Source organism: Pseudarthrobacter sp. PvP090 (assembly GCF_040547365.1).
Taxonomy (GTDB): Bacteria; Actinomycetota; Actinomycetes; order Actinomycetales; family Micrococcaceae; genus Arthrobacter.
The window spans coordinates 143,028-166,619 of the sequence record NZ_JBEPPO010000004.1; the positions used below are offsets into that span (position 1 = coordinate 143,028).

Genomic DNA, 23,592 nt, shown 5'->3' on the forward strand with positions numbered 1-23,592 from the left:
TGACCCCGCGTTGCTTGGGCGTGCTCAGACCGCCGCGCGCACGATCGGGATCGACGCCGTCGGGAGTCCGCTCGGGAAGATCGTGGGCTCCGGTGCCGCGACCGGGGCCAGCGGAACCTGCACCGTGTCGCCGTCGACCGTCAGCAGCTCACCGCGCACATCGACCTCGAGCGGTGCACCCTCGCGCACGGTCAGGCTGATGGAACCCTGCGCCAGTTCGAGCTGCAGCAACCGGCCCTGGATCTTCAGGTGGAAGGACAGCCCGTCCCATCCGGCGGGCAGCCGCGGGTCGAAGTACGGCACCGCACCCTGGTCGCGCAGGCCCGCGAAGCCGCTGACCAGTGAACTCCACACCCCGCCCGTGGAGGCGATGTGCACGCCGTCGATCGTGTTGCCGTGGGTGTCGTCCAGGTCGATGAACAGCGCATGCGTGAAGTGGTCCAGCGCGGCATCGGCGTAGCCGACCTCGGCGGCCATGATGCCCTGCACGCACGCGGACAGGGTGGAGTCGCCGGTGGTGATCGGATCGTAGAAGTCGAAGGCGCGTCGCTTTTCCTCGGCGGTGAAGTCCTGCCACTGCAGGAACATGGCCAGCACGCTGTCCGCCTGCTTGAGGACCTGGTGGCGGTAGATCACCAGGGGGTGGAAGTGCAGCAGCAGCGGGTATTTGGCCCGGGGCGTGCTCCAGTCCCACGGCTCCAGGGTCATGAAGTCGTTGTCCTGGGAGTGCACCTGGAGGTCCTCGTCGTAGGGCAGCTGCATCCGGTTGGCGGCCTGCTCCCAGAGCTGGCGTTCGGCGTCGTCGATCTCCGGGTGGTCCAGCGCCGCCGCGGCGCGCAGATTAAACCGGGCCATGACGTTCGTGTACAGGTTGTCATTGACGACGGCGGTGTACTCGTCCGGGCCGGTGACGCCGTGGATGTGGAAGAGCCCGTCCTTGCCGAAGAAGCCCAGTGAGACCCACATCCGGGCGGTCTCGATCAGCAGCTCCGAGCCGAGGGTTTCCTGGAACGCCTGGTCGCCGCTGGCCCAGATATAGCGGTTGGTGGCGAAGGCGATCGCGGCGGCGATGTGGAACTGGGCCGTGCCGGCGGCGTAGTACGCGCTGGCCTCGAGCCCGTTGATGGTGCGCCATGGGAAGAGCGCGCCGTCCACGCTGAGCTCCTTGGCGCGGATCTTGGCCTCTGGGAGCATGTCGTGGCGGAACTCGAGGACCTGGCGGGCGTTGCCCGGGCTGGTGTACGTCAGGTACGGCATGAGGTACACCTCCTGGTCCCAGAAGTAGTGGCCGTCGTAGCCGGACCCGCTGACGCCCTTGGCCGGGATGCCGGCGACGTCGGCGCAGGCCGTGGCCTGGGCCAGCTGGAAGAGGTTCCAGCGGACGGCCTGCTGGAGTTCGGTCTGGCCGGCGAGGACGATGTCGCTCGTGGTCCAGTACTCGCGGTAGTGCGCGGCACTTTCGGCGAAGATCTCCGCGAGCGGCTTGAGGCCCGCTTCCGCGTCGTCGGCCAGGTCCTCGGAGGCCTGCCCGACGGCGTAGCTGACGCTCTTTTCCAGCACGAACGGCTCGTCGGCGCCGACGGCCAGGACGTAGCGCACGCTGCTGTCGTCCTCCTGCACCAGGGTGTCGAAAGGCTGCACACCGGCGTTCGTCCAGTGGTCCACGGCCAGCCCGATGCGCTGTTTGGATTCGGCGGTCTCCCAGGACAGGCGCAGCGACCCGTCGCCGCCGTCGAGCCGCACGGGAAGCAGCACCCGCCCGGCGTGCCGGCCGGCGCGTCGCGGGTCATGGGCCGAGTGGTCATCGACCGGCTGGTCCTGGCGGTTGATCACCGAGGAGGTCACGTCCGCGGAGATGTCCCGGTCCGCGGCCAGTTCCAGCGAGATGCCGAGCGCACCCCGGGACTGGTAGCCGACGGCGCGGCGTTCGGTGGTGGTCACGGTGGCGCCGGAGCGGCACTGCCAGGTGATCCGGCACTCGTAGACGCCGGTGGCGAAGTCAACGCTGCGCCGGTAGTCCAGCACGGTGGATTCGTCCAGGCTCATTGTTTCGCCGTCGATGATCACGGTGAAGTTGTTGGCGTCCGGGATGTACAGGATGCGCTGGCCGGTACGGGCGAAACCGTAGGCGTTCTCGGCGTGCTTGATGTCCCAGGTCTCATGGAAGCCGTTGATGAAGCTGCCCGGCAGTTCGGCGTCGGCGGCGGCCCAGTGGGCGCCGCGGATGCCGAGGTGGCCGTTGCCCAGGCTGAAGAGCGTCTCCAGCGTGCCGGCGTTGCCGGGGAGGTGGACGGTTTCGACCAGCTGCCAGGGGTCGTTGGGGAACCGTGCGCGGTCCGAAGTGATGAGGGCCATGGTTTTTCCTTCAGGCGGTAAAGAATCAGGTGGTGAAAGTGTCTGTGCCGGGTGCGGCGGCGGGGGCGCGGAACGGAGGCTAGAGGAGCTCGTCGAGGTCACTGACCACGAGGGTGGCGCCGGAATCCAGCAGCGTCTGCCGGCCGGCACCGCGGTCCACGCCGATCACCGAGTGGAAGTTCCCGGCCTTTCCGGCCTGGACCCCGGAGATGGCGTCCTCGACGACGACGCATTCCTCGCTGGGCAGGCCCAGCAGCCGGGCAGCGTACTCGTAGGTCGCCGGGCTGGGCTTGCCGGGCAGGCCTTCGGCGACGGCGACGACGCCGTCGACCACCACCGGGAAGTAGTCGGAGAGACCGGCGGCCTTGAGCACGGCGGGTGCGTTGCGGGAGGAGGAGACGACGGCGACCTTGAGTCCGCGGGCCAGTGCGGCGTCGATGAAGCGCACGGAGCCTTCGTAGGGCTTGACGCCGCCGGCCTCGACGATGTCGTTGAAGACCTTGTTTTTGCGGTTGCCCAGTCCGTGGACGGTGTTGTTTGCCGGATCGTCATCGAGCGGGCCCTCGGGCAGGACGATGTTGCGGGAGGCCAGGAAGTCGCGGACGCCGTCGAAGCGCGGCTTGCCGTCGATGTGGTCGAAGTAGTCGCTTTCACGGTAGCCGGGCGCCTCGGGCACGGTCTTGAGGAAGCCGTCGAAGAGTTCCTGCCACGCGCGTTCGTGCACGATCGCGGTGGGGGTCAGGACGCCGTCGAGGTCAAAGAGGATGGCGGAGGCCCCGGTCCAGCTCGAAGGGGTGCTGTTGGAAAGCTCAGTCATGGATCGGTTGTCCTTTCAGACGAAGGTAAACAAAATCGGTGGGCACGCCATTCGCTTGGCGGCAGTGGGCGCCGGCAGCGGACGGCGCCATGGCGGTGTGCGGGGAGTTCTGGAGGAGTCCGGCCGCGCGGCCGGTTCCGGTCACCGCCTGCGGCGGGTGCTTTTGCGCGGTAGCAGTTTGGTGTCCAGCACGTGGCTGGCCGGGGGATTCGGAAGCCCGGAGCGGTGGAGCCGTTCTATCAGCAGGCTGGCCGCGAACGCGCCCTGGTCGGCGACCGGCTGGGAGATGGTGCTCAAACCCAGGAACCAGCTCATCTGATGATCGTCTATTCCTATGATGGACACGTTTTTCGGTGCAGACAAACCGAGGTCCCTCAGCGCCATGAGCGCGCCGAAGGCTGTTTCATCGCAGCCGGCAAGGATCGCTGAGGGCATCCGGCGGTTTTCGATCAGCTCGATCATGGCCACCCTGCCGCCTTCGATGCTGGACCCAGCTGGCAGGACCAGGTCCGGATCGACCGTCAGGTGATGGGCGCTGAGGGCCTGTTCGAATCCCCGCAGCCGCTCGTTGGCGGTCACCAGGGAGGGCTCGCCCGCCTCGCTGCCGCAGAGCATGGCCAGGTCCCAGTGACCCAGGCCCAGCAGGTGTTCGGTGGCGGTGCGCGCCGCTTCCTCGTTGTCGATCCCGACGTTGTCCCAGGGCACGTCGTGCATGCCGACGCTGGCCACGGCGAGCCCCGAACCGGCGAGGGCTGCCAGTTCGGCTGCGCTGAGGGCGATATTGAGAAGCAGGACGCCGTCGACCCGCTGGGCCAGCCCGGTGAGGTCAGCGAAAAGCTGGTGCTGCACGCTGGGCCGGTTGCGCAGGCTGATCAGGACGGTGTCGTAGCCGCTGTCGGCAAACATCTCCTCCGCCGCTTCCACGGCCTGCGCGAAGAACCAGGCAGTGGCGGTGGGGACGATGATGGCCACGCAACCGGTGCGTCCGCCAGCCAGGCGCGAGGCTGCCGGGGAGGCCTTGTATCCCAGCTTGGCAGCCGCATCGCCGACTTTTACCCGGGCCTCGAGGGAAACATTCGGGAGGTCCCGGAGGGCGCGGGAGACGGTGCAGATGGAGAGTCCGGAAAGGGCGGCGACGTCCTGGATGGTGACGCGCGGCGTCTTAGCCTGCAGCACGGGCTCAGCCCTTTCTTCCCCCTGAAGTAGTGGGCCGTGTACATGGCCAACGTCGAGTGTAAACGCTTACAAAATTGGCGCGCAAGTGGATAAACGGTTAAAGGCCGTTTGGCACTGTTGGGCGAAGGTTCCGCGGGCTAAGGGGCGCTCTGGGCCCGGCCGTCGGGGCGCAGCACGTAGTGGCGGAGGAATGCACTGACGTCCACGAGTTCCGCCGCAGAGATCGAGTGGCCCATTCCGGGGTAGGTCCGCGCCGTGAGCTGCGTATGCTCGTGCAGCCATGCCTCGGTGTGTTCCGTGGCGGCGTCGTTGATCACCACGTCGTCCCGGTCCCGGCCCCAGAAGAAGGGCGGGCGGGCCTCGAACGATTCGCTCATCGCCAGGAGCTCGTTTTCCAAAACAAAACCGGACAGCCCGACGACGGCCCGGAACTGCGCGGGCCGCAGCCGCAGCAGGGTGCTGGCCATGGCCATGCCCTGCGAGTAGCCGAACAGGCTGACGCTGCTGTGCTGCGCTTTGACGGATTCGATCCAACTGAAGACTGCATTGGTGGAGGAGATGACGTCGGCGAAGTCATGGGTCAGGAAGTAGTCCAGCAGGAACCAGCCGTAGCCGTCCCCGATCTCCTTGGGAGCGCGCAGCGCGGCGCAGGTGAACCCGGACGGCAGGCTCCCGAAGAGCTTCGCCATCCGCGATTCGTCCCGGCCGTAGCCGTGCAGCATCACCAGCAGCGGCGTGCCGGCGCGTTCGTGTTCCGGCCTGGACCAGACGACTGTCTCCATCGGAACAGCCTAGCTTTCGGTGATCACCAGCGCGGTGCTGTGCCCGCCGAATCCGAACGCGTTGGCGATGCCCGCCCGGGCCGGCTGTGCTGCCGCGGTTTCCCGGAGGAGGTTAAGGTCGATCCCGTCGTCGGGCTGGTCAAGGTTGCCGGTGCCGGGGACTTCCCCGGTCTTCAGGGCCTGGATCATGACGATGGCTCCGAGCGCGCCGGCCCCGCCCAGGAGGTGCCCGGTGAGGGATTTCGTGGACGTGACGGGAACCTGGTTGCCAAGCACGGCCCTGATCGCTTCGGCTTCCAGACGGTCGCCGACCGGTGTGGATGTCGCGTGGGCGTGGACGAGCCCGATGTCCCCGGCGCCAAGGCCAGCGGCGGCGATTGCCTTTTCCATCACCCGGCGCTGCATGGCCGGGTCGGCAGCGACGATGTCGACGGCGTCGGAGGTGACCGCGGTCCCGGCCACGACACCCAGGATTTCCGCCCCGCGGGCCCGGGCGTGGTCCTCACGTTCCAGGACCAGGATCGCGGCGCCTTCGGCCATCACGAATCCGTCCCGGTCCCGGTCGAAGGGCCGCGACGCGGACTGCGGGTCCCCGTTGCGGGTGGACAAGGCGCGGATTTGCGCGAAGCCGCTGATGATCAGGCCATTGATGCAGGAATCCACTCCGCCGGCGATCACCACGTCCGCCGCGCCGGCCCGGATCATGTCGGCGGCCTGGGAGATGGCTTCCGCCCCGGAAGCGCAGGCACTCACCGGTGTGCGCGCCCCTCCCTTGGCGCCAACGTCGATGGAGACCCAGGCCGCGGGGGCGTTGGTCATGATCCGGGTGAGGGTATGCGGGGAAACCCTGCGCGGGCCGCTGGCATCCAGCGTCCGGGCCTGCTCCAGGGTGGTGTCCAGGCCGCCGTAGCCGGATCCGATCACCACCGCCAGGCGCTCCGGATCAGCCTCCGGGCGGCCGGCCTGCTCCCACGCTTCCCGGGCGGCGATCAGCGCCAGGTGCCCGCACCGGTCCATCCTCTTGTATTCGGGAGTGGTCAGCAGCGAGGCAACGTCGACCTTCACCTGGCCGGCAATGCGGACGGGCAGCGACTGCGCCCAGTCCTGCTCAAGCGCCGTGATACCGGACCGCCCGGCGAGCAGCGCCGCCCGGGTCTCGGCGGCGGTCCCGCCAACAGGGGTCACGGCGCCCAGTCCGGTGACAACGACTCTGGGGGAAGCTTCAGGCATGGCACCGGCATTTCTGTGAGGCCCGCCATGGGCCCGCGGCAGCGCGGGGCAGGTGGGCGGGGCGTAGCGGGGTCAAACGGCGGGCGGCAGGCATGGGGGCTGCCGCGATGCGCCCTTTAAGAGTACGTGCGATCCCCTGCCCCGGGCCGCGCCGAGTCGCCGCCGCGAATCCGCTGCGGAAACGGACAGCTGCACCCCGGGTCCGCGCCGCGGGCGTCCGAAGCCGCAGCGGAAAGCGCGGTGCCACGAGAATTGACCGAAATGACGCCGAGCGGGTCGTTGAAACTACACAGACCGGGCTGTAGCGTGACGCTGGACAGCATGCTTAGCACTACCTATCCGTCCCACCGGACACAAGGAGCAAGTCATGAGAATCGGTTCCTCCATCTTCCTCATTGCCCTCGGCGCCATCCTGGCCTGGGCCGTCACCCCCGGACTGATACCCAACGTTGACCAGACCATGATCGGCTACATCCTGATGGCGGTGGGCGTTATCGGCCTGATCGCTTCCCTCGTGCTGGCCGCCCCGGGCCGCAGCCGCACCCGCCGGGTCAGCGAAACCCGCTCCGTTGTCGACCCCAACACCGGCGAGACCATCACCAGGAATGAGAGCCGCGACGCCGGCATCTAGTCCCAGGGCGCCGCTGTGCACCACGGTGCGCCACTCGAACGACCCGGACGCCGGGCCGGACCTCAGGTCTGGCCCGGCGTACGTCGTTTCCGGGGCCCGGGCTCACCAGCCCCCCCGGACGGGACATGCCCAGCCTGCCGGGTGAAGGATGGACATGGTGCCAATATGCCCACCCTCCTGCACAAAGACTGGACATGTCCCGCGGCTCACCAAACTCCAGCCCGGGCATGCCCAGCCTGCGGCGCCACCAGTGGACATAGAGCGAATATGCCCGCTCCCCGGCACAAAGACTGGACATGTCCCGCGGCTCACGCTGCCCCGGACGGGACATGCCCAGCTTGCGGGGTCGCGGATGGACATAGTGCCAATATGCCCACTCGTCACAGCAAAGACTGGGCATGCCCCACGGGAGGTGGGTGAGTTTTCTGCGTTCATGTTGTTTTCCATTGACAAAGCCACAGATTCAAAGATAAAGTCAATCAACTCCACTATCTGTGATGGCTATCACTGAAGTGGCGGGAAGGTCCGCAGTACTGACGCAAGGGAGAGCCAGTGTTCGCCGAAGAACGCCAACAGCTGATCGTTGGGCTCATTACTGCCAGCGGCCGCGCCAGCGTCACGGACCTTGCCGAGCGTTTCAGCATCACCACCGAGACGGTCCGCCGGGACCTTGCCGCCCTCGAAGCCGCCGGCAGTGTACGCCGGGTCCACGGCGGCGCGGTGTCCCCGGACCGCTTCAGCACCAACGAGGAAAGCATCCTGGTCCGCACCGACCAGCGGCAGCCGGAAAAGACCCGGATCGCAGAGGCCGCCCTGGCGCTCATCCCGCAGGACCGCACCGGCAGCATCCTGATCGACGCCGGGTCCACCACCGAGGCCCTCGCGGAACTCCTGGCCGCCCGGACGGCAGCAACCGCCGCCATCTCCGGGCCCGCCGCGGAACTCGTGGTCATCACCCACTCGCTGCCCGTGGCGGCAAAGTTGTCCGGGGAACCCGGCATCGCCCTGCATCTGCTGGGCGGTAAGGTCCGCGGAATCACGCAGGCCGCCGTTGGCCAGTCCACCGTGGAAGCCGCCCGCCGGCTCCGCCCGGACATCGCCTTCATCGGCACCAACGGCATCCACGCAGCCTTCGGGCTGAGCACTCCCGATCCTGAAGAAGCCGCTGTCAAGGCTGCCTTCGTCCAATCAGCGCGCCGCATTGTGGTGCTGGCTGATGCCTCCAAGCTGGATGCCGAAACCCTGGTCCAGTTCGCCTCGTTGAAAGATCTGGACACCTTGATCACTGACACGAAACCCAGCCAGGACCTGGCCGACGCCCTCGCGGACGCCGGAGTCGAGGTGGTGGTCGCATGATTGTCACGCTGACCGCCAACCCCAGTCTGGACCGCACCGTGGCGCTGCCTGGCCCCCTGCTTCGCGGCGAAGTACAGCGGGCCGTCTCCGTCCGGCAGGAATCCGGCGGCAAGGGAGTCAACGTCTCCCGCGCCCTCGTCGCCTCCGGCCTGACGACAGTCGCGGTGCTGCCCGGAGCCGAGGCGGACCCCGTCCTCGCAGGCCTCCGCGACGGCGACGTCCCGTTCGCCGCGCTCCCGATCGGCGAGCCGCTGCGCAGCAACGTGGCGCTCACCGAACCCGGGGGCGTCACCACCAAGATCAACGAACCCGGCCCTGTGCTGAGTGCGGACCAGCAGGAAGCCCTGATCGGGCTGCTCCTGGACCACGCCCGCGGAGCCAGCTGGGTTGTCCTGGCCGGATCGCTCCCACCCGGGGTGCCGGCCGACTTCTACGCCACCGTCACCCGGCGGCTGCGCTCCATGGATCACGGCAACGAGGCCCCCCTCATCGCCGTCGATTCCTCCGGCGAACCGCTCGCCGCCGCGATCTCCGGCGACGCGCTGGGGAAACCGGATCTCATCAAACCCAACGCCGAGGAACTGGTGGAACTGGCTGCCGCAGCCGGGTTCGCCACGCACAAGTCCGCCGAGGAACTCGAAGCGGATCCGGCGGCCGCCGCAGTGGCTGCTGCCGCCCTCGTGCGATCCGGGGTGGGTGCCGTGCTCGCAACACTCGGCTCCAAGGGTGCGGTACTTGTGACGGCCGACGGCGCGTGGCTTGCCACGCACCCGCCGGTCACTGCGGTGAGCACGGTGGGCGCCGGTGATTCCTCGCTGGCCGGCTACCTGCTCGCCTCCAGCCAGGGCGCCGCCCCGGCCGGTTGTCTCCGTCAGGCTGTGGCCCATGGTGCCGCCGCCGCTTCGCTGCCGGGCTCCACAGTCCCGGCAGTCCACCAAACCACCCCTGATGCCGTAACCATCACGGCCCTCCGGAAGGATTGACAGTGACTCAGCTCATTACGACCGAACTGGTCGAGCTCGACCAGAACCTGGGCAGCACGCCCGAGGACGTGATCCGGCACATGGCAGGCAAAGTTGCAGCCAACGGACGCGCCACCGAAGTGGAGGGCCTCTTTGCCGACGCCTTCGCCCGGGAACAGAAAACCGCCACCGGCGTCCCCGGCGGCATCGCCATCCCGCACTGCCGTTCGACGGCGGTCACCGAACCGACGCTGGTCATGGCCCGGCTCTCCCAGCCGGTCGACTTCGGCGCCAAGGATGGCCCCGCGGACCTGATCTTCTTCATCGCGGCCCCCGAAGGCGCGGACCAGGAGCACCTCAAGCTGCTCTCCAGGCTGGCCCGCTCCCTGATCAAAAAGGACTTCACCGCTGCCCTGCGCGCCGCCGGCTCACAGGCCGAGGTCGTCGAGCTCGTCGAGGGTGCCCTCGCGGACAAGCCCGCCGCCGCAGCTCCGGCGGCGGGAGCAGCCGCTGCCGCTGCGGCAGGCTCCGCCGCAGCAGGCGCTAGCACCGAGCCGGAAAAGGCCGGGGCCCCCCGCCCCAAGCGCCTCGTCGCCGTGACCGCCTGCCCCACCGGCATCGCCCACACCTACATGGCCGCCGATTCGCTCGTGGCCGCGGCCAAGGAAGCCGGCGTGGACCTGCAGGTCGAGACGCAGGGTTCCTCCGGCGCCAAGCCCCTTGACCCGGCCGTGATCGCGGCCGCCGACGCCGTGATCTTCGCGGTGGACGTGGACGTGCGCGGCAAGGAACGCTTCGCCGGCATGCCGGTCATCAACGCCCCCGTCAAGCGCGGCATCGACGAGCCCGGCAAGATGGTCCAGGAGGCCCTCGCCGCCGCCGACAACCCGAACGCCCGCCGAGTCCCGCACTTTGGTGAGGAACAGGCCCAGCTGGCGGCCGAGGAAAAGGGCGAGCACTTCGGCACCAAGCTGAAGAAGGCGCTGCTCACGGGTGTCAGCTACATGATCCCGTTCGTGGCCGGCGGCGGTCTGCTGATCGCCCTTGGCTTCCTGCTGGGCGGCTACGACATCACCGCCTACGCCGACAAGATCCTGGCGGACAACACGCTCACCAATCTGCCCACCGAGTACCCGGAACTGGCCTGGGGCCCGCTGGGCGCGTACCTGGGTGCCGTGATGTTCAAGATTGGCGCCCTGTCCCTCGGCTTCCTCGTCCCGGCACTGTCCGGCTACATCGCGTTCGCCCTGGCTGACCGGCCGGGCATCGCCCCCGGCTTCGTCACCGGTGCCGTTGCAGGGTTCATGGGCGCGGGCTTCCTCGGCGGCATCGTCGGCGGCCTGCTGGCAGGCTACACGGCACATGCCATCGGCCAGATCAGTGTCCCCCGCTGGCTGCGCGGACTCATGCCGGTGGTCATTATTCCGTTGGTGGCATCCCTCGTGGCGTCCGGCCTGATGTTCCTGGTCCTGGGCGGCCCGATCGCCGCACTCACCGTGGGCCTCAACGACTGGCTGAACAGCCTCACCGGCGCCAGCGCCATCGCCCTCGGCGTCATCCTCGGCCTGATGATGTGCTTCGACCTCGGCGGACCGGTCAACAAGGTTGCCTACGCCTTCGCCGTCGCCGGCCTCGGCGCAGCAACCATCGACAACCAGGCCCCGTGGCAGATCATGGCGGCCGTGATGGCAGCGGGCATGGTCCCGCCGCTGGCCATGGCCCTCGCCTCCACCGTGCTGAACAAGAAACTCTTCAGCCTCGCGGAGCAGGAAAACGGCAAGGCCGCCTGGCTGCTGGGAGCCTCCTTCATCTCCGAAGGCGCCATCCCCTTCGCCGCCGCCGACCCGCTGCGCGTCATCCCCGCCAGCATGCTCGGCGGAGCGGTCACGGGTGCCATCTCGATGGCAGCCGGCGTGGGATCGAAGGCCCCGCACGGCGGCATCTTCGTCTTCTTCGCCATCGACAACTTCCTGATGTTCGTCGTCGCCATCGCGGCCGGCACCGTCGTCACGGCCTTCGCCATCATCGGGCTCAAGCGCTACGCAGTAAAGAAGCCGGTTGATACGGTGGAACAGGTTCCCGTAGCCGCCTGAGCCGTCCAGAAAAACCTTCCTGGCTGATATTCCCCAAGCAAAACCCAAGGAGCAAAAATGACCGAACGTAACGCCACCATTGCCAGCCGCGTCGGGCTGCACGCCCGCCCGGCCGCCATCTTTGCCGAGGCTGCAGGCGAGTTCGATCTCGAAATCACCATTGCCCGGCTGGGCGAGCCCGTTGACGAGGCCATGGATGCCGCCAGCATCCTGTCCCTCATGAGCCTGGGCGCGTCCCACGGCGAGGTTGTGGTCCTGCGCGCCGAGGGCGACGGCGCCGACGCCGCCCTGGAACGCCTGGTCCAGATCCTCGAAACGGACCACGACGCCGAATAGCGGCACCTTCCGGCGATACCGCCGGATCCAAGGCCCGGCCGCACCCTCCCAGGGTGCGGCCGGGCCTCTGCGTTCCCGGGCCCCCGGACATCCCTCAGCAAACTTAGTAAATGCTTGTCACGGCCCGGCGGCGCGGCTAGTTTGGAATCCGCGGCACCACTCACCGTGGCCTGCCGCAGGACGATTTCCCGGCCGAAGGAGGCAAGCCCGTGGCAAACGTGCAGGAAAGCATCGACGTCGACGTTCCGGTGTCCGCCGCGTACAACCGGCTGCCGAGGTAGCCATGCCCACGAGGAAGAACTCCCCGCGGGGGTCCGAGAGCCCCAGCATCAAGGATGCGGAACTCTACGAAGAGCTGATCGAGGACGGCGCGTCGAAGCAGAAAGCCGCCCGCATCTCCAATGCCGCAGCCCGGGACGGCCGGTCAGCCGTGGGCCGCAAGGGCGGGAAAGCCGGCGACTACGAGGACTGGACCGTCCCCCAGCTCAAGAAACGCGCCAAGGAAATCGGCCTCAAGGGTTACTCGGCCAAGAACAAAAGCGAGCTCATTTCCGCGCTCCGGAACTCCTGATCCCGGTGGCCACGGGCCGGACAGCCGACCGCTCAGGCCTCCTTCCGCGCGCTCCTGGCGGCCGTCTTCGGCGCGGCGGTCTTGGTCGCGGTGGCCCTGCTTGCGGTCTTGGGCGCTGCCTTAGCGGCGGTCCGGGCGGCCGCCTTCGGCGCGGGCTTGGCCGCCGTCGACTTGGCCTCCGTGGACTTGGTGGCGGCCGACCTGGCGGCGGGCTTGGTAGTCGACTTGGCGGGTTCGTCGGCGGACGCTGCCCCTCCGCCGCGTTTCTTCTCCAGGCTCCGTTTGAGTGCCTCCATCAGGTCGATCACCTCGCCGCTGCCAGCCTCGGCCGCCGGGACGCCAAAGGTTTCCTCGGTGTCCAAGGACTCGCCCTTCTCCAGCTTTGCCTCGATGAGCTGGCGCAGCTGCAGCTGGTAGTCGTCGGTGAACTGGTCCGGTTCGAAGTCCGCCGCCATCGAGTCGACCAGCGCGGCGGACATCTCACGCTCCTGGGCGGAGATGCGGATCGTTGTTTCGAGCGACGGGAAGCTGGCCTCGCGCACCTCGTCGGCCCACAGCAAGCCCTGCAGCACCAGCACGTCACCCCGGATCCGGAGGGCGCCCAGCCTGGTTTTGTCCCGCAGGGCGAACTGGACGATGGCCACCCGGTCGGTGTCCTCCAGTGCCCGGCGCAGCAGGACGTAGGCCTTGGGCGACTTGGAGTCCGGCTCCAGGTAGTAGCTCTTCTCGAACATCATGGGGTCGAGCTGCTCGGCCGGCACAAACTGGACGACGTCGATCTCGTGGCTGTTCTCGGCCGGGATGGACTTGAGCTCCTCCCGGCTGAGGACCACCGTGCGGCCGTCGTCCTCGTAGGCCTTGTCGATGTCCTCGTAGTCCACGATCTTGCTGCAGACCTCGCAGCGGCGCTGGTAGCGGATCCGTCCGCCGTCGGCATTGTGGACCTGGTGCAGGCTGATGTCGTGGTCCTCGGTCGCGCTGTAGACCTTGACGGGCACGTTGACCAGCCCGAACGCTATCGCGCCTTTCCAGATGGCTCTCATGGATCAAGTGAACATCACAGTTGCGTGGAGGTGAAGCCCCTTGGCTGAACGGGCATCCGCCAACAACAAGGAGCGGGTCCGGGTCGGCGGCCGCGAACTGGTGGTCACTAATCTGGACAAGGTGATGTATCCGGAGACCGGCACCACCAAGGCCGATGTGCTGGCGTACTACGCTGCGGTGGCCCCCGTCCTGATCCCGGCCGCCGCGAACCGCCCGGCCACCCGGAAACGCTGGGTGCACGGCGTCGGTACGGCCGATGCCCCCGGCGAGATGTTCTTCCAGAAGAACCTGGATCATTCGACGCCGGGGTGGGTGCCGCGGGCCTCCATCACGCACAAGGAACGCACCATCCAGTACCCGCTGGTCAACGATCCGGCCACCCTGGCCTGGCTCGCGCAGATCGCGGCCCTGGAGATCCACGTGCCGCAGTGGCGCGTCGACTCGCACGGCAACGCCCTGCCGCCGGACCGGCTGGTGCTGGACCTGGATCCCGGCGAGGGGGCGGGGCTGGCCGAGTGCGTTGAGGTCGCGAAGCTCGCCCGCACCATCCTGCAGGACGTGGGCCTGGACCCGGTGCCCGTGACCAGCGGCAGCAAGGGCATCCACCTGTACGCCGCGCTGGACGGCACGCAGAGCTCCGAGCAGATCTCCGACTTCGCCCACGAACTGGCACGCTCGCTGGAAACCGATCACCCGGAGCTGGCCGTGAGCGACATGAGGAAGACACTGCGCACCGGCAAGGTCCTGGTGGACTGGAGCCAGAACAGCGCCGCAAAGACCACCATCGTCCCCTATTCCCTGCGCGGACGGCTCCGGCCCACCGTGGCGGCGCCCCGGACCTGGCGCGAGCTCAGCTCACCGTCCCTTCACCAGCTCGACTACCAGGAGGTCCTGCAACGGGTGAAGTCCGGCAAGGACCCTTTCGCCGTCATCTCCGGCAGGGGCCGGCCGGTGGCCCCGACGCACGGCCGTCCGGGCGGCTCCGCCGGGGAAGCGCACGGCGACGGCGGCGCCTCCGACCCTCGGCTGGAGAAGTACCGTGCCAAGCGGGATGCGGCCTCGACCCCGGAGCCGTTCACCGCCGAACGGTACCGTGCGGAGATAGAAAGTGCGGAGACGGGAAGCGCGGCGACAGAGGGCGGCACCCTCCGGGAGAAGTTCGTCATTCAGGAACACCATGCCAGCCGGCTGCACTATGACTTCCGGCTGGAGCGCGACGGCGTGCTGGTGTCCTGGGCGCTGCCCAAGGGGGTCCCGACCAGCAAGACAGAGAACCACCTGGCAGTCCAGACCGAGGACCATCCGATGGACTACGCGGACTTCGAAGGCACCATTCCCAAGGGCCAGTACGGCGCCGGAACCATCAGCATCTGGGACCGCGGCTACTACGAGTGCGAGAAGTGGATTGCCGGAAAAGAGGTCATTGCCACCCTCACCGGCCAGGACGACGGCGGACTGGGCGGTGCCCGCCGGTTCGCGCTGATCCACACCGGCCGGGGCGACGACCAGTGGCTCATCCACCTCATGGACCCGCCGGGCGGGAAGAAGGGCCAGGCGCCCCCGCGGGCGGAGGAGCCGGCGACGTCGACCGCGCAGGAATCCGACGCCGCGGCGCCGGCAAGCGGGCAGCCCGCAGCCCCGGACCCGGCGGACTTCCTGCCGATGCTCGCGAGCCCCGGTACGGCCGCGGACCTGCCGGGCAAGGACTGGCAGTTTGAACTCAAATGGGACGGGGTGCGGGCCTTGGTGGTCGGAGACGCGAGCAAGGTCCGCCTGATCAGCCGCAACGGCAACGACATGTCCGCGGCGTACCCGGAACTGACGGACCGCACCTGCTGGCCGGAACGGGATTTCGTCGCCGACGGCGAGATCATCGCCGTCGGCCCCTCGGGGCGGCCCGACTTCGGACTGCTGCAGGGGCGGATGAAGCTCACCAGGGCCGCCGACGTCGCGAGGGCGCAGTCGTCGACGCCCGTGCGGCTGATGCTGTTCGACCTCCTGTCCGAGGACGGCACGGACCTGCGCCGCCTTCCGCTGCGCAAGCGGCGGGCCCGGCTGGAAGCGTTCCACACCAGGTCCGGCTGCCCGGTGGAACTGTCCCAGCTGATCGACGGCGACGTCCGGCACATCCTGGAAAGCGCCGAGGAGCTGGGGCTGGAGGGTGTGATGGCCAAGCGCACGGACGGCCGCTACGTCGGGCAGCGCAGCAGGTCCTGGCTCAAGCTCAAGTTCGAACGCACCCAGGAAGTCGTGGTCGGCGGCTGGAGGCCGGGCAAAGGCGTGCGCGGGCAATCCGTCGGCTCACTCCTGCTGGGGATCCCGGCCGGTTCCAAGCTGCGCTACGTCGGGCGCGTCGGCAGCGGATTCAGCGCCCGGGAGCTCAAGGAACTGCGGCAGCAGCTCGATGCCCTGCCCCGGAAGACCTCGCCGTTCGATGAGGTGCCGGCGGCCGACGCCTCGGACGCGCATTGGGTGAGCGCCAAGCTGGTCGGGGAGGTCACCTACGGGGAATGGACCGGCAGCGGCAAGCTCCGGCACCCGGTCTGGCGCGGCTGGCGGCTGGATAAGAGCCCGGCGGACGTGGTGCTGGAATCGGACTGAAGGCAGTGGAAAGCCCGGGCGGCCGTTGCAGGCCGTCCCGGGCTATTTGCCGCCGGCGCGGGGCGCCGTCGTTGGTTCAGGAGACGTTGGTTCAGGAGGAGTGCGGGGTGTCCGGCGGGGTGATCCGGTGGACCGCGTTCACCGCGGCCTCGTGCCCCAGCCGGCCGTGCTGGACATCGTGCTCTTTGGGATGGCGGTGTTTGCCGCTGCCGTCCGGCCACTGTTTCCCGTCGGCCGCGGTGGGCGGGGCGGGACGTTTCGTTTCCGGCCCGGGCGCCTCATCCATGGACTCCGCTAAATGACTGGCAACCTCAGGATTGATCTCGTCTCCGAACTGGTGTTCCGCCATTGCTCTTCCTTCCGCTCTCGATTTGCGCTGCCGACTTGCGTCGTCGAAATAAGCTGTGAAACGAAGTGTCCAACCATCGTAGGTCGGCCGGCGTGCGATGTCTGTAGGGCTACCAGCGCACTTTCTTCTCCGCCGGGCCCTGCTTGCCGCTGACGTGCGTGGGCTTGTGGCTGTGGCCGACGCTCTGTGAGGCGGCGCCGCCGCGCGACTTGCTCTCGAGCATCTCCCGCTGGGCGTCCGTGAGCCGCGACTTGATGCCTTTCCCCTGCTTGGCCTGGGACTTGTCGTCCCCCTCGGCCCCGCTGTTGCCGCTCTTCTTGGTCTCTTTGCCAGTCATGGACTGTTCTCCTTGGGTGGCTCGTGATCAGCACTGCACTGATGTCAACCCTAAGCGCTTTCCGGACCCCTTGGGTACCCCCTGTTTCACGGTGCGGCGGGGCCTCCCGGCGGGCGGGCCGCGCCGGCCCCAATCGTGCAATTTGGCCCGGATTTACGGTCTTCTGCGGTCCCGCGGGGAAAAAGTTTCCGCAGCCCACGGCGCAGACCGGGGTTTCCGTGCAATGGCGCGGTGAAACCGCGGAAAAGAAATCCGCTAACAAGACCCCGATCGGGGCCGAAACACTGGATGATACGGCACCAAACTCGGAAACACCATAGAAATCGCGTAAAATTGAAAGCCTGCCCAGAGCGGGGCAGCTACAAGTCGCAAGCAAATGACCCCCCTAGGAGCGGCCCAAATGCCCAAAGACCGAAGCACGACCGACTCTTCAGCAGGCGTGATGAACGCCAGCGGAACCTACCAAGCTGCACCCACCGGTGCGAAGAAACCGAAGCTACGGACGCGCCGTCGACTCAAAGAGTCCGACGTCAACGTCGTCAACAAGCCGATGCTCAAAAAAGCCCTCGGCGGCACCATCGTGGGTAACACCATGGAATGGTACGACGTCGGCGTGTTCGGCTACCTGATCACCACCATGGGACCGGTGTTCCTGCCCGAAGCGGACAAGTCCGTGCAGACCCTGTTCCTGCTGGGTACCTTCGCCGCCACCTTCATTGCCCGCCCGCTGGGCGGAGTCATCTTCGGCTGGCTCGGCGACAAGGTGGGCCGCCAGAAGGTCCTCGCCTGGACCCTGATGCTGATGGCCGCGAGCACGTTCGCCGTCGGCCTGCTCCCCGGCTACGCGCAGATCGGCATGTGGGCTGCTGCCCTGCTGGTGCTGCTCAAGGTCGTCCAGGGCTTCTCCACCGGTGGCGAGTACGCCGGTGCCACTACTTTCGTAAGCGAATATTCCCCGGACAAGCGCCGCGGCTTCTTTGCCAGCTTCCTGGACATGGGCAGCTACCTCGGCTTCGCCCTCGGCGCCGCCCTCGTCTCCGTCCTGCAGCTGACCCTCGGCCAGAGCGCCATGGAGGAGTGGGGCTGGCGGATCCCGTTCCTCGTTGCCGGCCCGCTGGGCCTGATCGCGGTCTACTTCCGTAACAAGATCGAGGAATCCCCGCAGTTCCAGGCCACCCTGGACGCCCAGGAGGCCAACGCGAAGGACGCCACGTCCGCCGACGTCACCGCCTCCAAGGGCCCCGTGGGCATCGTCAAGGCTTACTGGCGTTCACTCATCGTCGCCATGATCCTGGTCGCAGCCGCGAACACCGCCGGCTACGCCCTGACGTCCTACATGCCGACGTACCTCACCGAATCCAAGGGCTACGATCCTGTCCACGGCACCCTGCTGACCATCCCCGTGCTGGTCATCATGAGCCTGTGCATTCCGCTGACCGGCAAGCTGTCCGACAGGATCGGCCGCCGCCCCGTGCTGTGGATCGGCGCGCTCAGCACCGTGGTCCTGGCCGCCCCGGCATTCATGCTGATCGGCGTCGGAGAAATCTGGTCCACCCTCCTGGGCCTGGGTTTGATCGCCTTCCCGGTGACCTTCTACGTGGCCAACCTGGCCTCGGCCCTGCCGGCGCAGTTCCCGACGGCGAGCCGTTACGGCGCCATGGGCATCGCGTACAACTTCTCCGTGGCCATCTTCGGCGGCACCACTCCCTTCATCGTTGCCGCCCTCATCGGCGCCACCGGCGATGACATGATGCCCGCCTACTACCTGATGGCCACCTCGGCGATCGGTGCCATCGCGATCTACTTCCTCAAGGAATCGGCCCAGCGCCCGCTGCCGGGCTCCATGCCCAGCGTGGACACCCAGGCCGAGGCCAAGGAAATCGTCGCGAACCAGGACGAGAACCCGCTGATCGACCTGGTGGAAATGGACATGCCGTTTACCGCGGCCCCGGCAGATTCAGTGGCCGGTTCGACGGCGGCCCGGGACGCCGATAAGGTCCCCGCCGGCGCCTGAGCTTGCCCTCTGGCAGCCCGGCAGGGTTCATCCTGAGCCTTGCCGGCTAATCCGGATTCTGTAGCGAAGTCCCGCCCATTGAGGCCTGCCTTGCGTGATTACCCATTGGGGAAGCACGCAAGGCAGGCCTTAGGCGTGTCCGGCACCACGCAGCGCGACCAACCCGTCAACCAACCCGTCCGGCATGACCGGCCCAGCCCGGAAAAGAGTCAACCGTGCAGCCTCTCCGCGGCCATCTCCGCAGTCTCCACCGCCTGGCGCCGGCCAACAACGACCATGTCTCAGCAGTGCGCGTGGCCGTCAGCGTGGCCATCCCGTCCCTCGTGCTCCTCGCCGCGGGCCGCCCGGACCTGATGGTCTACGCGGTGTTCGGCGCCCTGACCGGCATGTACGGCCGGAACGAGCCGCATCAGCTGCGCCTCAGGCATCAGGGCCAGGCTGCTTTCCTGCTGGTGGGCGGGCTGGCCGTGGGCGTCTTCCTCTCGGTAAACCAGCTCCATTCCTGGGTGCTCGTTGTCACCGAAACGCTTCTCGCGGCGGCGGGGTCCCTGTTCGCCGACAGGGTCGCACTGAAGCCCAACGGCCCGTTCTTCGGCATACTGGCGCTGGGCGCGTGCGCCTCCATCCCCACCACCGTGCACTGGCACACCGCGGTCCTGATCGGCGCGCTGTCCGCCGCCTTTTCCATGCTGGTGGGGTTTGGCGGCTGGGTGCGGGGCCGGGCCTGGGAACGCGGCGCGGAAAGGGATGTCCCGCCGCTGCGCGGGGCCCGGGGCCGGGCAGCCTGGATCCATGCCGCCCGGTACCTCACCGCCGTCGGGGCGGCCGGCGCCGTCGGGGTCCTCAGCGGAAGCGGGCACCCGCACTGGGCCATGGCCGCCGCCGCGGTCCCCCTTGCGGGGGCGGATATGCCCAGCAGCGTGTATCGCGGCCTGCACCGGATTGTTGGCACCCTGGTGGGCCTCGTGGTGGTTGCTGCCGTGCTGTTTCCCTGGACCTTCTCGCCCCTCCGGGCGTTCCCCGGCCACGAGTCAGCCGTTCTGGCCCTGCTGGTGATCGTCCTGCAGTTCACCACGGAGCTGTTTATGACCAGGCACTACGGGCTGGCCATGGTGTCTTTCACGCCCGTGATCCTGCTGATGACCCAGCTCGCCGCTCCCGCCGACCCACAGGTGCTGGTGACCGAACGGGCACTCGAGACAATGGTGGGCGCCCTGACGGGCATCCTCGTCGTCGTCCTGATCCGCCGACGGCGTTGACGGCTCCGGCCGCCGGGGCGACGGCTCGTGCGGCCGCCCGCCCCTTTCGCGGAAGAGGCGAGCAGCCGCACGGATGCAGTCCTGCTACTGCGGCTCCGCTGCCAAGAGCTCGGCGTGCTCCTCCGGCGTAAGGTCCTTCTGCCCTGATCCCCCGCACCTATTTGGCGCGGCGGGCCGGCCCTGTCACGAGCCTGTCAGGGAGGACGCGGGCGGCGGCGGTCAGCACCTTGTAGCGCTTGGTCGGGATGGAGACGGCTTTGCCTTTTATGTTGTCCGCGAGGCTTTCACGCACCACGCGCTCGGCCGGCAGCCACATCCAGCGCGGGGTCACCGTCTTATCCATGCCCATCCGGTCGTGGAATTCGGTGTGGGTGAATCCTGGGCAGACCGCGGTCACGTTCACGCCCTGTTTTGCATAGGCGAGGTTGGCCCAGCGGGAGAAGCTGACAAGCCACGCCTTCGCCGCCGAGTAGCTTCCCCGGGGAAGGAACGCGGCCACGCTGGCGACGTTGATGATCCTGCCGGAGTGCCGGCTGAGCATGCCCTGCAGGGCGGCATGCGTCAGTTGCATGGCTGTCTCCACGTGCAGCCTGAGATGCCTGGTTTCCTCCGCGATGTCGTTCTCCTCGAAGGGGTGCAGCAGGCCCATGCCGGCGTTGTTGACCAGGATGTCCACCGGGCGGGCCGGATCCGCAAGCCGGGCGACGACGGCCGCCACCCCGGCGTCGTCCGCGAGATCCGCGGCGAGGACTTCGGCGCGCACGCCGTACTGATTCTCCAGGTCCTGCGCCCTGGCCTGCAGCCGGGCGGTGTCGCGCGCCACGAGAACCACGTTGTGGCCCTGCTCGGCGAGCTGGCGGGCGAATTCCGCGCCGATCCCGGCGGTTGCTCCGGTGATCAGGGCCGTGGTGCCAGCCTGCATTGCGGCATGTTCAGTCATGGCGCCAGCTTAGCCCGGCTCCCCTGCCCTCAGGCCAGGGCCGGGCCCGTGGCCAGTTCATCTTCCGCGGGATCGGCTGCGTCACCCAGGTGGCGGTTCTGCAGCTCTTCGGTGGCCAGCTCATACCAGGTGTGCGCGCCAAAGGACGGGCTGCTGGTGTCAAGGTGCCGGTACAGGGCATCGGCCAGCTGGACCAGGGCCGCGTCGGACAGAGCCCGGACGGTGGCGGCGGGGTCCAGGGTTCCCTCGAAGTACTCGGAGAGCTCCAGGCCGTTGATGGTGTTGAGCTCGGCGGGAATCGGGATGCAGGCCTCGTCCAGCCCCGAATCCAGCTGCCCTCCGATGCCAGTGGAAAGCTCCGGCCTTGCCCCGGCAACGTCAAGCGGCGCTGCCGGCGCGGGCTCCCCCTCAAGGCCGGCGAGGACTTCGCCGTCCGAGCCCACGTGCAGCAGGCAGATCGGCAGGTCCGCGGGTTCCGCCAGCGTGACCCGGAAGGGTTCAGCCCCGGGACCGGACCCGGCGGCAGCCCCGCCGTCGGCGGCGATGGACCTCAGCTGCAGGAGGATTTCGGGGTCCAGGTGGGAGGAACCGTGAAGGTCGACAAGGACATCGGTCCCCGCGCCGAGACGTCCCGCCCTGCGCATGATGTGCAGCAAGGAGGGAAAGTCTGATTGGGTAAGGCAGCCGGTGACTTCGAGGGTCACAAGTCCGGGATCGGCATCCACACGGACAAGCACACGCAGTTTATGGTTCACGGGGTTCTCCAAAGGGACACGTCCAAGAGCCAACTGCATAACTCTGCTAAGACTTTATTAGGTTGTAGCCCCGGTCACAAGCGGGTCCCACAGCCCAGGCCCGCTGCCGGTCCGGGTTTCAGGCTCCGGCCGGGGGCTGCTCCGGCCAGTCGATGTACTGGGTGTAGGAGTCGTGCCGGCGCAGGTAGCGGTACATAAAGGGGCAGTTCGGGATGATCCTCTTGCCGGACGCCACCACATCATCGAGCGCGAAGTGGGCCAGTACCTTGGCGAGACCCTGGCCCTGGAATTGCTCCGCCGTATCGGTGTGGATGAAGTCGATATGGCCGGGCTCGTCGATGAAGCGGATCTCGACGGCCAGCTTGTCGCCGACGTGGAGCTCGTAGCGGTGCAGCCCATCATTGCGGGTGGTGGATACGTTCGGGCTGAACGTGTCTTCAGTGGCTGCCGAGTTCTCCGTCATGGTTCGACATTGGCACTTAATGGCGGGCGTGGCAATGGCGGGCCCGATCCGCCGGGGCCCGGATCTGCCACGAGCCGGGCCGGGATCCGGCCGAGCAGCAGGACGGCGAGCGCGAAGCACGCCGCTCCCCCGCCGAGCAGCCCCAGGGTTAGTCCGTTGAGCGCTGCGTCGGCCACCGGGACAAAGACGACGACGGCGGCCATCACCACGGCAGGCACCGGGCGGGGCCGGGCGGGGTCGGGCGACGTCGGGCGCTCTTCGAGCCGGCCGAAGAGCGCCAGCACGGGCAGCAGCAGGCCGATCACCCCGAGCAGCACGAGCGGTCGTCCCCACCACCAGGCGGCGGTGCCCCCCGCTGGCTGCGGAAAGCCGGTCAGAATTAACACGCCGGACATCGCCGCGAGCAGAGGCAGATGCCAGAGGTAGACGGTCATCGACCGCCGTCCGGCCAGTCCAATGAACCGCCGCACCCGCACTAGCGACGCGATTCTCGACAGCACGGGCCGGAAGAGCTGCAGGGCGGCGGCCTGCGAGATGCCGAGGAGCAGCAGGGTCAGGTTGGGCGGATTGAGGTTCACCAGCATGTTCCCGGAATACAGACCCAGCCACACGAGCAGGCCCAGGATCAGGTTGCTGGTGAGGATGATGCCGGCCAGTGCGATACGCCCCGGGGCCCGCGGTCCGCCGTCGGCGAGGAAGAATCCGAGCTGCTGCACGGCGCACCACAGGAAGACCATGTTGAGGTACGCCAGCGTCGGCATCATCCCGCGCAGGCAGTCCACCGTCACCGCCAGCGAAGTGAGCCCCAGCATCGTCAGCCAGGGAGCCCTGGCGTGGAGGCGTGCCAGCACCGGGAGGTTCAGCTGTGCCGAGAGGTAGGCTGCGAGGAACCATAGCGGCGTGCCTGCTCCGAAAACCAGCAGCTGGATGACTTGCGGGTCCACCCCGGCGAGCCTCGCCGCCCAGAGCCCACTGAACATGATGGCGAGCAGGACAGCGGCAGGGCGGATGAGCCGGAGCATGCGTGCCTGCATGAAGTCGGAGGTGTGGCCGCCCCGGGCCCGGAGGCGCCGCCAGGACTGCAGACCGGTTATGCCCCCGACGACGAAGAATAGCGGCATGACCTGCAGGACCCAGACCACCGGTTCGAACCAGCGCTGGTTGCCGAGGGTGTTGTCGGACGTCACGGTGCCGTCGGGGTGCAGCACGGGACTCACCATCATGGTGTGCGACGCCACCACGAGTGCAAGGCAGAAGAACCTGGCGAGATCAATCACCAGGTCGCGGTCGGGCCTTATTGCCTGCCCGCTCCCTGCCCGCTGCCGTGGAACCATTGCGCCCCTCCGGAACCTGCCAAACCGCTTCGTAGGCTGTTGGCCGTCAACGCTGCTGTGTTGTTGCCCCCATTGTCGGCCTTGTCCGGTTCCACGGCCAGTACCGGGAGGCCCGGATATCAGGCCGCTCAGGCGGAAAGCAGCGCTAAACCGAGGGAGGCCAGGATCATGGTTTTGATCCTGGCCT

At 67.9% G+C, this 23,592-nt stretch carries 21 protein-coding genes; 9 read left to right on the forward strand and 12 right to left on the reverse strand.

All coding sequences use genetic code 11. From position 1 onward, the window contains the following. Positions 1 to 24: 24 nt before the first annotated feature. The 5 genes from ABIC21_RS05905 to ABIC21_RS05925 form a co-directional block, all read right to left on the reverse strand. Complete coding sequence (locus ABIC21_RS05905) at positions 25 to 2,355, reverse strand: glycoside hydrolase family 65 protein (protein ID WP_354349486.1); 2,331 nt, start codon at positions 2,353 to 2,355, stop codon at positions 25 to 27. A 79-nt stretch (positions 2,356 to 2,434) separates the two neighbouring features. Next, complete coding sequence (locus ABIC21_RS05910) at positions 2,435 to 3,172, reverse strand: HAD family hydrolase (protein ID WP_354349487.1); 738 nt, start codon at positions 3,170 to 3,172, stop codon at positions 2,435 to 2,437. Between the two features lie 141 nt (positions 3,173 to 3,313). Continuing rightward, positions 3,314 to 4,348 (reverse strand): LacI family DNA-binding transcriptional regulator, encoded by a 1,035-nt coding sequence (locus tag ABIC21_RS05915; RefSeq protein WP_354349488.1) that lies wholly within the window; start codon positions 4,346 to 4,348, stop codon positions 3,314 to 3,316. Between the two features lie 137 nt (positions 4,349 to 4,485). Then, entirely contained in the window at positions 4,486 to 5,130 is a 645-nt protein-coding gene (locus ABIC21_RS05920; RefSeq protein WP_354349489.1) for an alpha/beta hydrolase, read from the reverse strand. Between the two features lie 9 nt (positions 5,131 to 5,139). Next, on the reverse strand, positions 5,140 to 6,360 hold the full coding sequence (locus ABIC21_RS05925; protein WP_354349490.1) for a beta-ketoacyl-[acyl-carrier-protein] synthase family protein: 1,221 nt from the start codon (positions 6,358 to 6,360) through the stop codon (positions 5,140 to 5,142). 367 nt (positions 6,361 to 6,727) lie between these two features. Here ABIC21_RS05925 and ABIC21_RS05930 point away from each other — a divergent pair, with 367 nt between their 5' ends. The 6 genes from ABIC21_RS05930 (at position 6,728) to ABIC21_RS05955 (ending at position 12,309) form a co-directional block, all read left to right on the forward strand. Next, on the forward strand, positions 6,728 to 6,991 hold the full coding sequence (locus ABIC21_RS05930; protein ID WP_354349491.1) for a DUF6458 family protein: 264 nt from the start codon (positions 6,728 to 6,730) through the stop codon (positions 6,989 to 6,991). 552 nt (positions 6,992 to 7,543) lie between these two features. Further along, positions 7,544 to 8,347 (forward strand): DeoR/GlpR family DNA-binding transcription regulator, encoded by an 804-nt coding sequence (locus tag ABIC21_RS05935; RefSeq protein WP_354349492.1) that lies wholly within the window; start codon positions 7,544 to 7,546, stop codon positions 8,345 to 8,347. Further along, positions 8,344 to 9,330 carry a 1-phosphofructokinase family hexose kinase gene (locus ABIC21_RS05940; RefSeq protein WP_354349493.1) on the forward strand — a complete coding sequence of 329 codons (987 nt, stop codon included), beginning with the start codon at positions 8,344 to 8,346 and terminating at the stop codon, positions 9,328 to 9,330. Before ABIC21_RS05935 ends, ABIC21_RS05940 begins: the two co-directional genes overlap by 4 nt. A 2-nt stretch (positions 9,331 to 9,332) precedes the next feature. Next, the gene (locus ABIC21_RS05945; RefSeq protein ID WP_354349494.1) at positions 9,333 to 11,402 is read left to right on the forward strand and encodes a PTS fructose transporter subunit IIABC; all 2,070 of its coding nucleotides are present in this window, start codon (positions 9,333 to 9,335) and stop codon (positions 11,400 to 11,402) included. A 57-nt stretch (positions 11,403 to 11,459) separates the two neighbouring features. Then, positions 11,460 to 11,738 carry an HPr family phosphocarrier protein gene (locus tag ABIC21_RS05950; protein WP_056428072.1) on the forward strand — a complete coding sequence of 93 codons (279 nt, stop codon included), beginning with the start codon at positions 11,460 to 11,462 and terminating at the stop codon, positions 11,736 to 11,738. Positions 11,739 to 12,021: 283 nt separating this feature from the next. Further along, entirely contained in the window at positions 12,022 to 12,309 is a 288-nt protein-coding gene (locus tag ABIC21_RS05955) for a DUF7218 family protein (RefSeq protein WP_354349495.1), read from the forward strand. A gap of 32 nt (positions 12,310 to 12,341) precedes the next feature. On the opposite strand, the gene ku is transcribed toward ABIC21_RS05955, so the two are convergent. Next, on the reverse strand, positions 12,342 to 13,352 hold the full coding sequence (gene ku, locus ABIC21_RS05960) for a non-homologous end joining protein Ku (RefSeq protein ID WP_354349496.1): 1,011 nt from the start codon (positions 13,350 to 13,352) through the stop codon (positions 12,342 to 12,344). A 40-nt stretch (positions 13,353 to 13,392) separates the two neighbouring features. On the opposite strand from ku, the gene ABIC21_RS05965 reads away from it, so the two are divergent. Continuing rightward, entirely contained in the window at positions 13,393 to 15,954 is a 2,562-nt protein-coding gene (locus ABIC21_RS05965) for an ATP-dependent DNA ligase (protein ID WP_354349497.1), read from the forward strand. 91 nt (positions 15,955 to 16,045) lie between these two features. On the opposite strand, the gene ABIC21_RS05970 is transcribed toward ABIC21_RS05965, so the two are convergent. Both ABIC21_RS05970 and ABIC21_RS05975 read right to left on the reverse strand, forming a co-directional pair. Beyond that, the gene (locus tag ABIC21_RS05970; RefSeq protein ID WP_354349498.1) at positions 16,046 to 16,303 is read right to left on the reverse strand and encodes a hypothetical protein; all 258 of its coding nucleotides are present in this window, start codon (positions 16,301 to 16,303) and stop codon (positions 16,046 to 16,048) included. Between the two features lie 109 nt (positions 16,304 to 16,412). Next, the gene (locus ABIC21_RS05975) at positions 16,413 to 16,640 is read right to left on the reverse strand and encodes a hypothetical protein (protein WP_354349499.1); all 228 of its coding nucleotides are present in this window, start codon (positions 16,638 to 16,640) and stop codon (positions 16,413 to 16,415) included. A 400-nt stretch (positions 16,641 to 17,040) separates the two neighbouring features. On the opposite strand from ABIC21_RS05975, the gene ABIC21_RS05980 reads away from it, so the two are divergent. Together ABIC21_RS05980 and ABIC21_RS05985 are read left to right on the forward strand one after the other, a co-directional pair. Further along, a complete protein-coding gene (locus ABIC21_RS05980; protein ID WP_354349500.1) occupies positions 17,041 to 18,654 on the forward strand; it encodes an MFS transporter in 1,614 nt (537 codons plus the stop codon). Between the two features lie 215 nt (positions 18,655 to 18,869). Further along, positions 18,870 to 19,913 (forward strand): FUSC family protein, encoded by a 1,044-nt coding sequence (locus tag ABIC21_RS05985; protein WP_354349501.1) that lies wholly within the window; start codon positions 18,870 to 18,872, stop codon positions 19,911 to 19,913. A gap of 157 nt (positions 19,914 to 20,070) precedes the next feature. On the opposite strand, the gene ABIC21_RS05990 is transcribed toward ABIC21_RS05985, so the two are convergent. The 4 genes from ABIC21_RS05990 to ABIC21_RS06005 form a co-directional block, all read right to left on the reverse strand. Beyond that, positions 20,071 to 20,853: an SDR family NAD(P)-dependent oxidoreductase gene (locus ABIC21_RS05990; RefSeq protein ID WP_354349502.1), complete on the reverse strand. Its 783-nt coding sequence runs from the start codon at positions 20,851 to 20,853 to the stop codon at positions 20,071 to 20,073. A 29-nt stretch (positions 20,854 to 20,882) separates the two neighbouring features. Further along, positions 20,883 to 21,608 carry a hypothetical protein gene (locus ABIC21_RS05995; RefSeq protein WP_354349503.1) on the reverse strand — a complete coding sequence of 242 codons (726 nt, stop codon included), beginning with the start codon at positions 21,606 to 21,608 and terminating at the stop codon, positions 20,883 to 20,885. A 118-nt stretch (positions 21,609 to 21,726) separates the two neighbouring features. After that, complete coding sequence (locus tag ABIC21_RS06000) at positions 21,727 to 22,071, reverse strand: GNAT family N-acetyltransferase (protein ID WP_354349504.1); 345 nt, start codon at positions 22,069 to 22,071, stop codon at positions 21,727 to 21,729. After that, a complete protein-coding gene (locus ABIC21_RS06005) occupies positions 22,068 to 23,405 on the reverse strand; it encodes an acyltransferase family protein (RefSeq protein WP_354349505.1) in 1,338 nt (445 codons plus the stop codon). Before ABIC21_RS06005 ends, ABIC21_RS06000 begins: the two co-directional genes overlap by 4 nt. Between the last annotated feature and the right edge of the window lie 187 nt (positions 23,406 to 23,592).

Excerpts from the sequence above, each read along its gene's own strand:
- ABIC21_RS05955 (WP_354349495.1), top strand. The coding sequence starts at position 12,022 with ATGCCCACGAGGAAGAACTCCCCGCGGGGGTCCGAGAGCCCCAGCATC.
- ABIC21_RS05905 (WP_354349486.1), bottom strand. The coding sequence starts at position 2,355 with ATGGCCCTCATCACTTCGGACCGCGCACGGTTCCCCAACGACCCCTGG.
- ABIC21_RS05920 (WP_354349489.1), bottom strand. The coding sequence starts at position 5,130 with ATGGAGACAGTCGTCTGGTCCAGGCCGGAACACGAACGCGCCGGCACG.
- ABIC21_RS05980 (WP_354349500.1), top strand. The coding sequence starts at position 17,041 with ATGCCCAAAGACCGAAGCACGACCGACTCTTCAGCAGGCGTGATGAAC.
- ABIC21_RS05950 (WP_056428072.1), top strand. The coding sequence starts at position 11,460 with ATGACCGAACGTAACGCCACCATTGCCAGCCGCGTCGGGCTGCACGCC.
- ABIC21_RS05940 (WP_354349493.1), top strand. The coding sequence starts at position 8,344 with ATGATTGTCACGCTGACCGCCAACCCCAGTCTGGACCGCACCGTGGCG.
- ABIC21_RS05910 (WP_354349487.1), bottom strand. The coding sequence starts at position 3,172 with ATGACTGAGCTTTCCAACAGCACCCCTTCGAGCTGGACCGGGGCCTCC.
- ABIC21_RS05975 (WP_354349499.1), bottom strand. The coding sequence starts at position 16,640 with ATGACTGGCAAAGAGACCAAGAAGAGCGGCAACAGCGGGGCCGAGGGG.
- ABIC21_RS05990 (WP_354349502.1), bottom strand. The coding sequence starts at position 20,853 with ATGACTGAACATGCCGCAATGCAGGCTGGCACCACGGCCCTGATCACC.
- ABIC21_RS05970 (WP_354349498.1), bottom strand. The coding sequence starts at position 16,303 with ATGGCGGAACACCAGTTCGGAGACGAGATCAATCCTGAGGTTGCCAGT.
- ABIC21_RS05930 (WP_354349491.1), top strand. The coding sequence starts at position 6,728 with ATGAGAATCGGTTCCTCCATCTTCCTCATTGCCCTCGGCGCCATCCTG.
- ABIC21_RS06005 (WP_354349505.1), bottom strand. The coding sequence starts at position 23,405 with ATGGTTCCACGGCAGCGGGCAGGGAGCGGGCAGGCAATAAGGCCCGAC.
- ABIC21_RS06000 (WP_354349504.1), bottom strand. The coding sequence starts at position 22,071 with ATGACGGAGAACTCGGCAGCCACTGAAGACACGTTCAGCCCGAACGTA.
- ku (WP_354349496.1), bottom strand. The coding sequence starts at position 13,352 with ATGAGAGCCATCTGGAAAGGCGCGATAGCGTTCGGGCTGGTCAACGTG.
- ABIC21_RS05925 (WP_354349490.1), bottom strand. The coding sequence starts at position 6,360 with ATGCCTGAAGCTTCCCCCAGAGTCGTTGTCACCGGACTGGGCGCCGTG.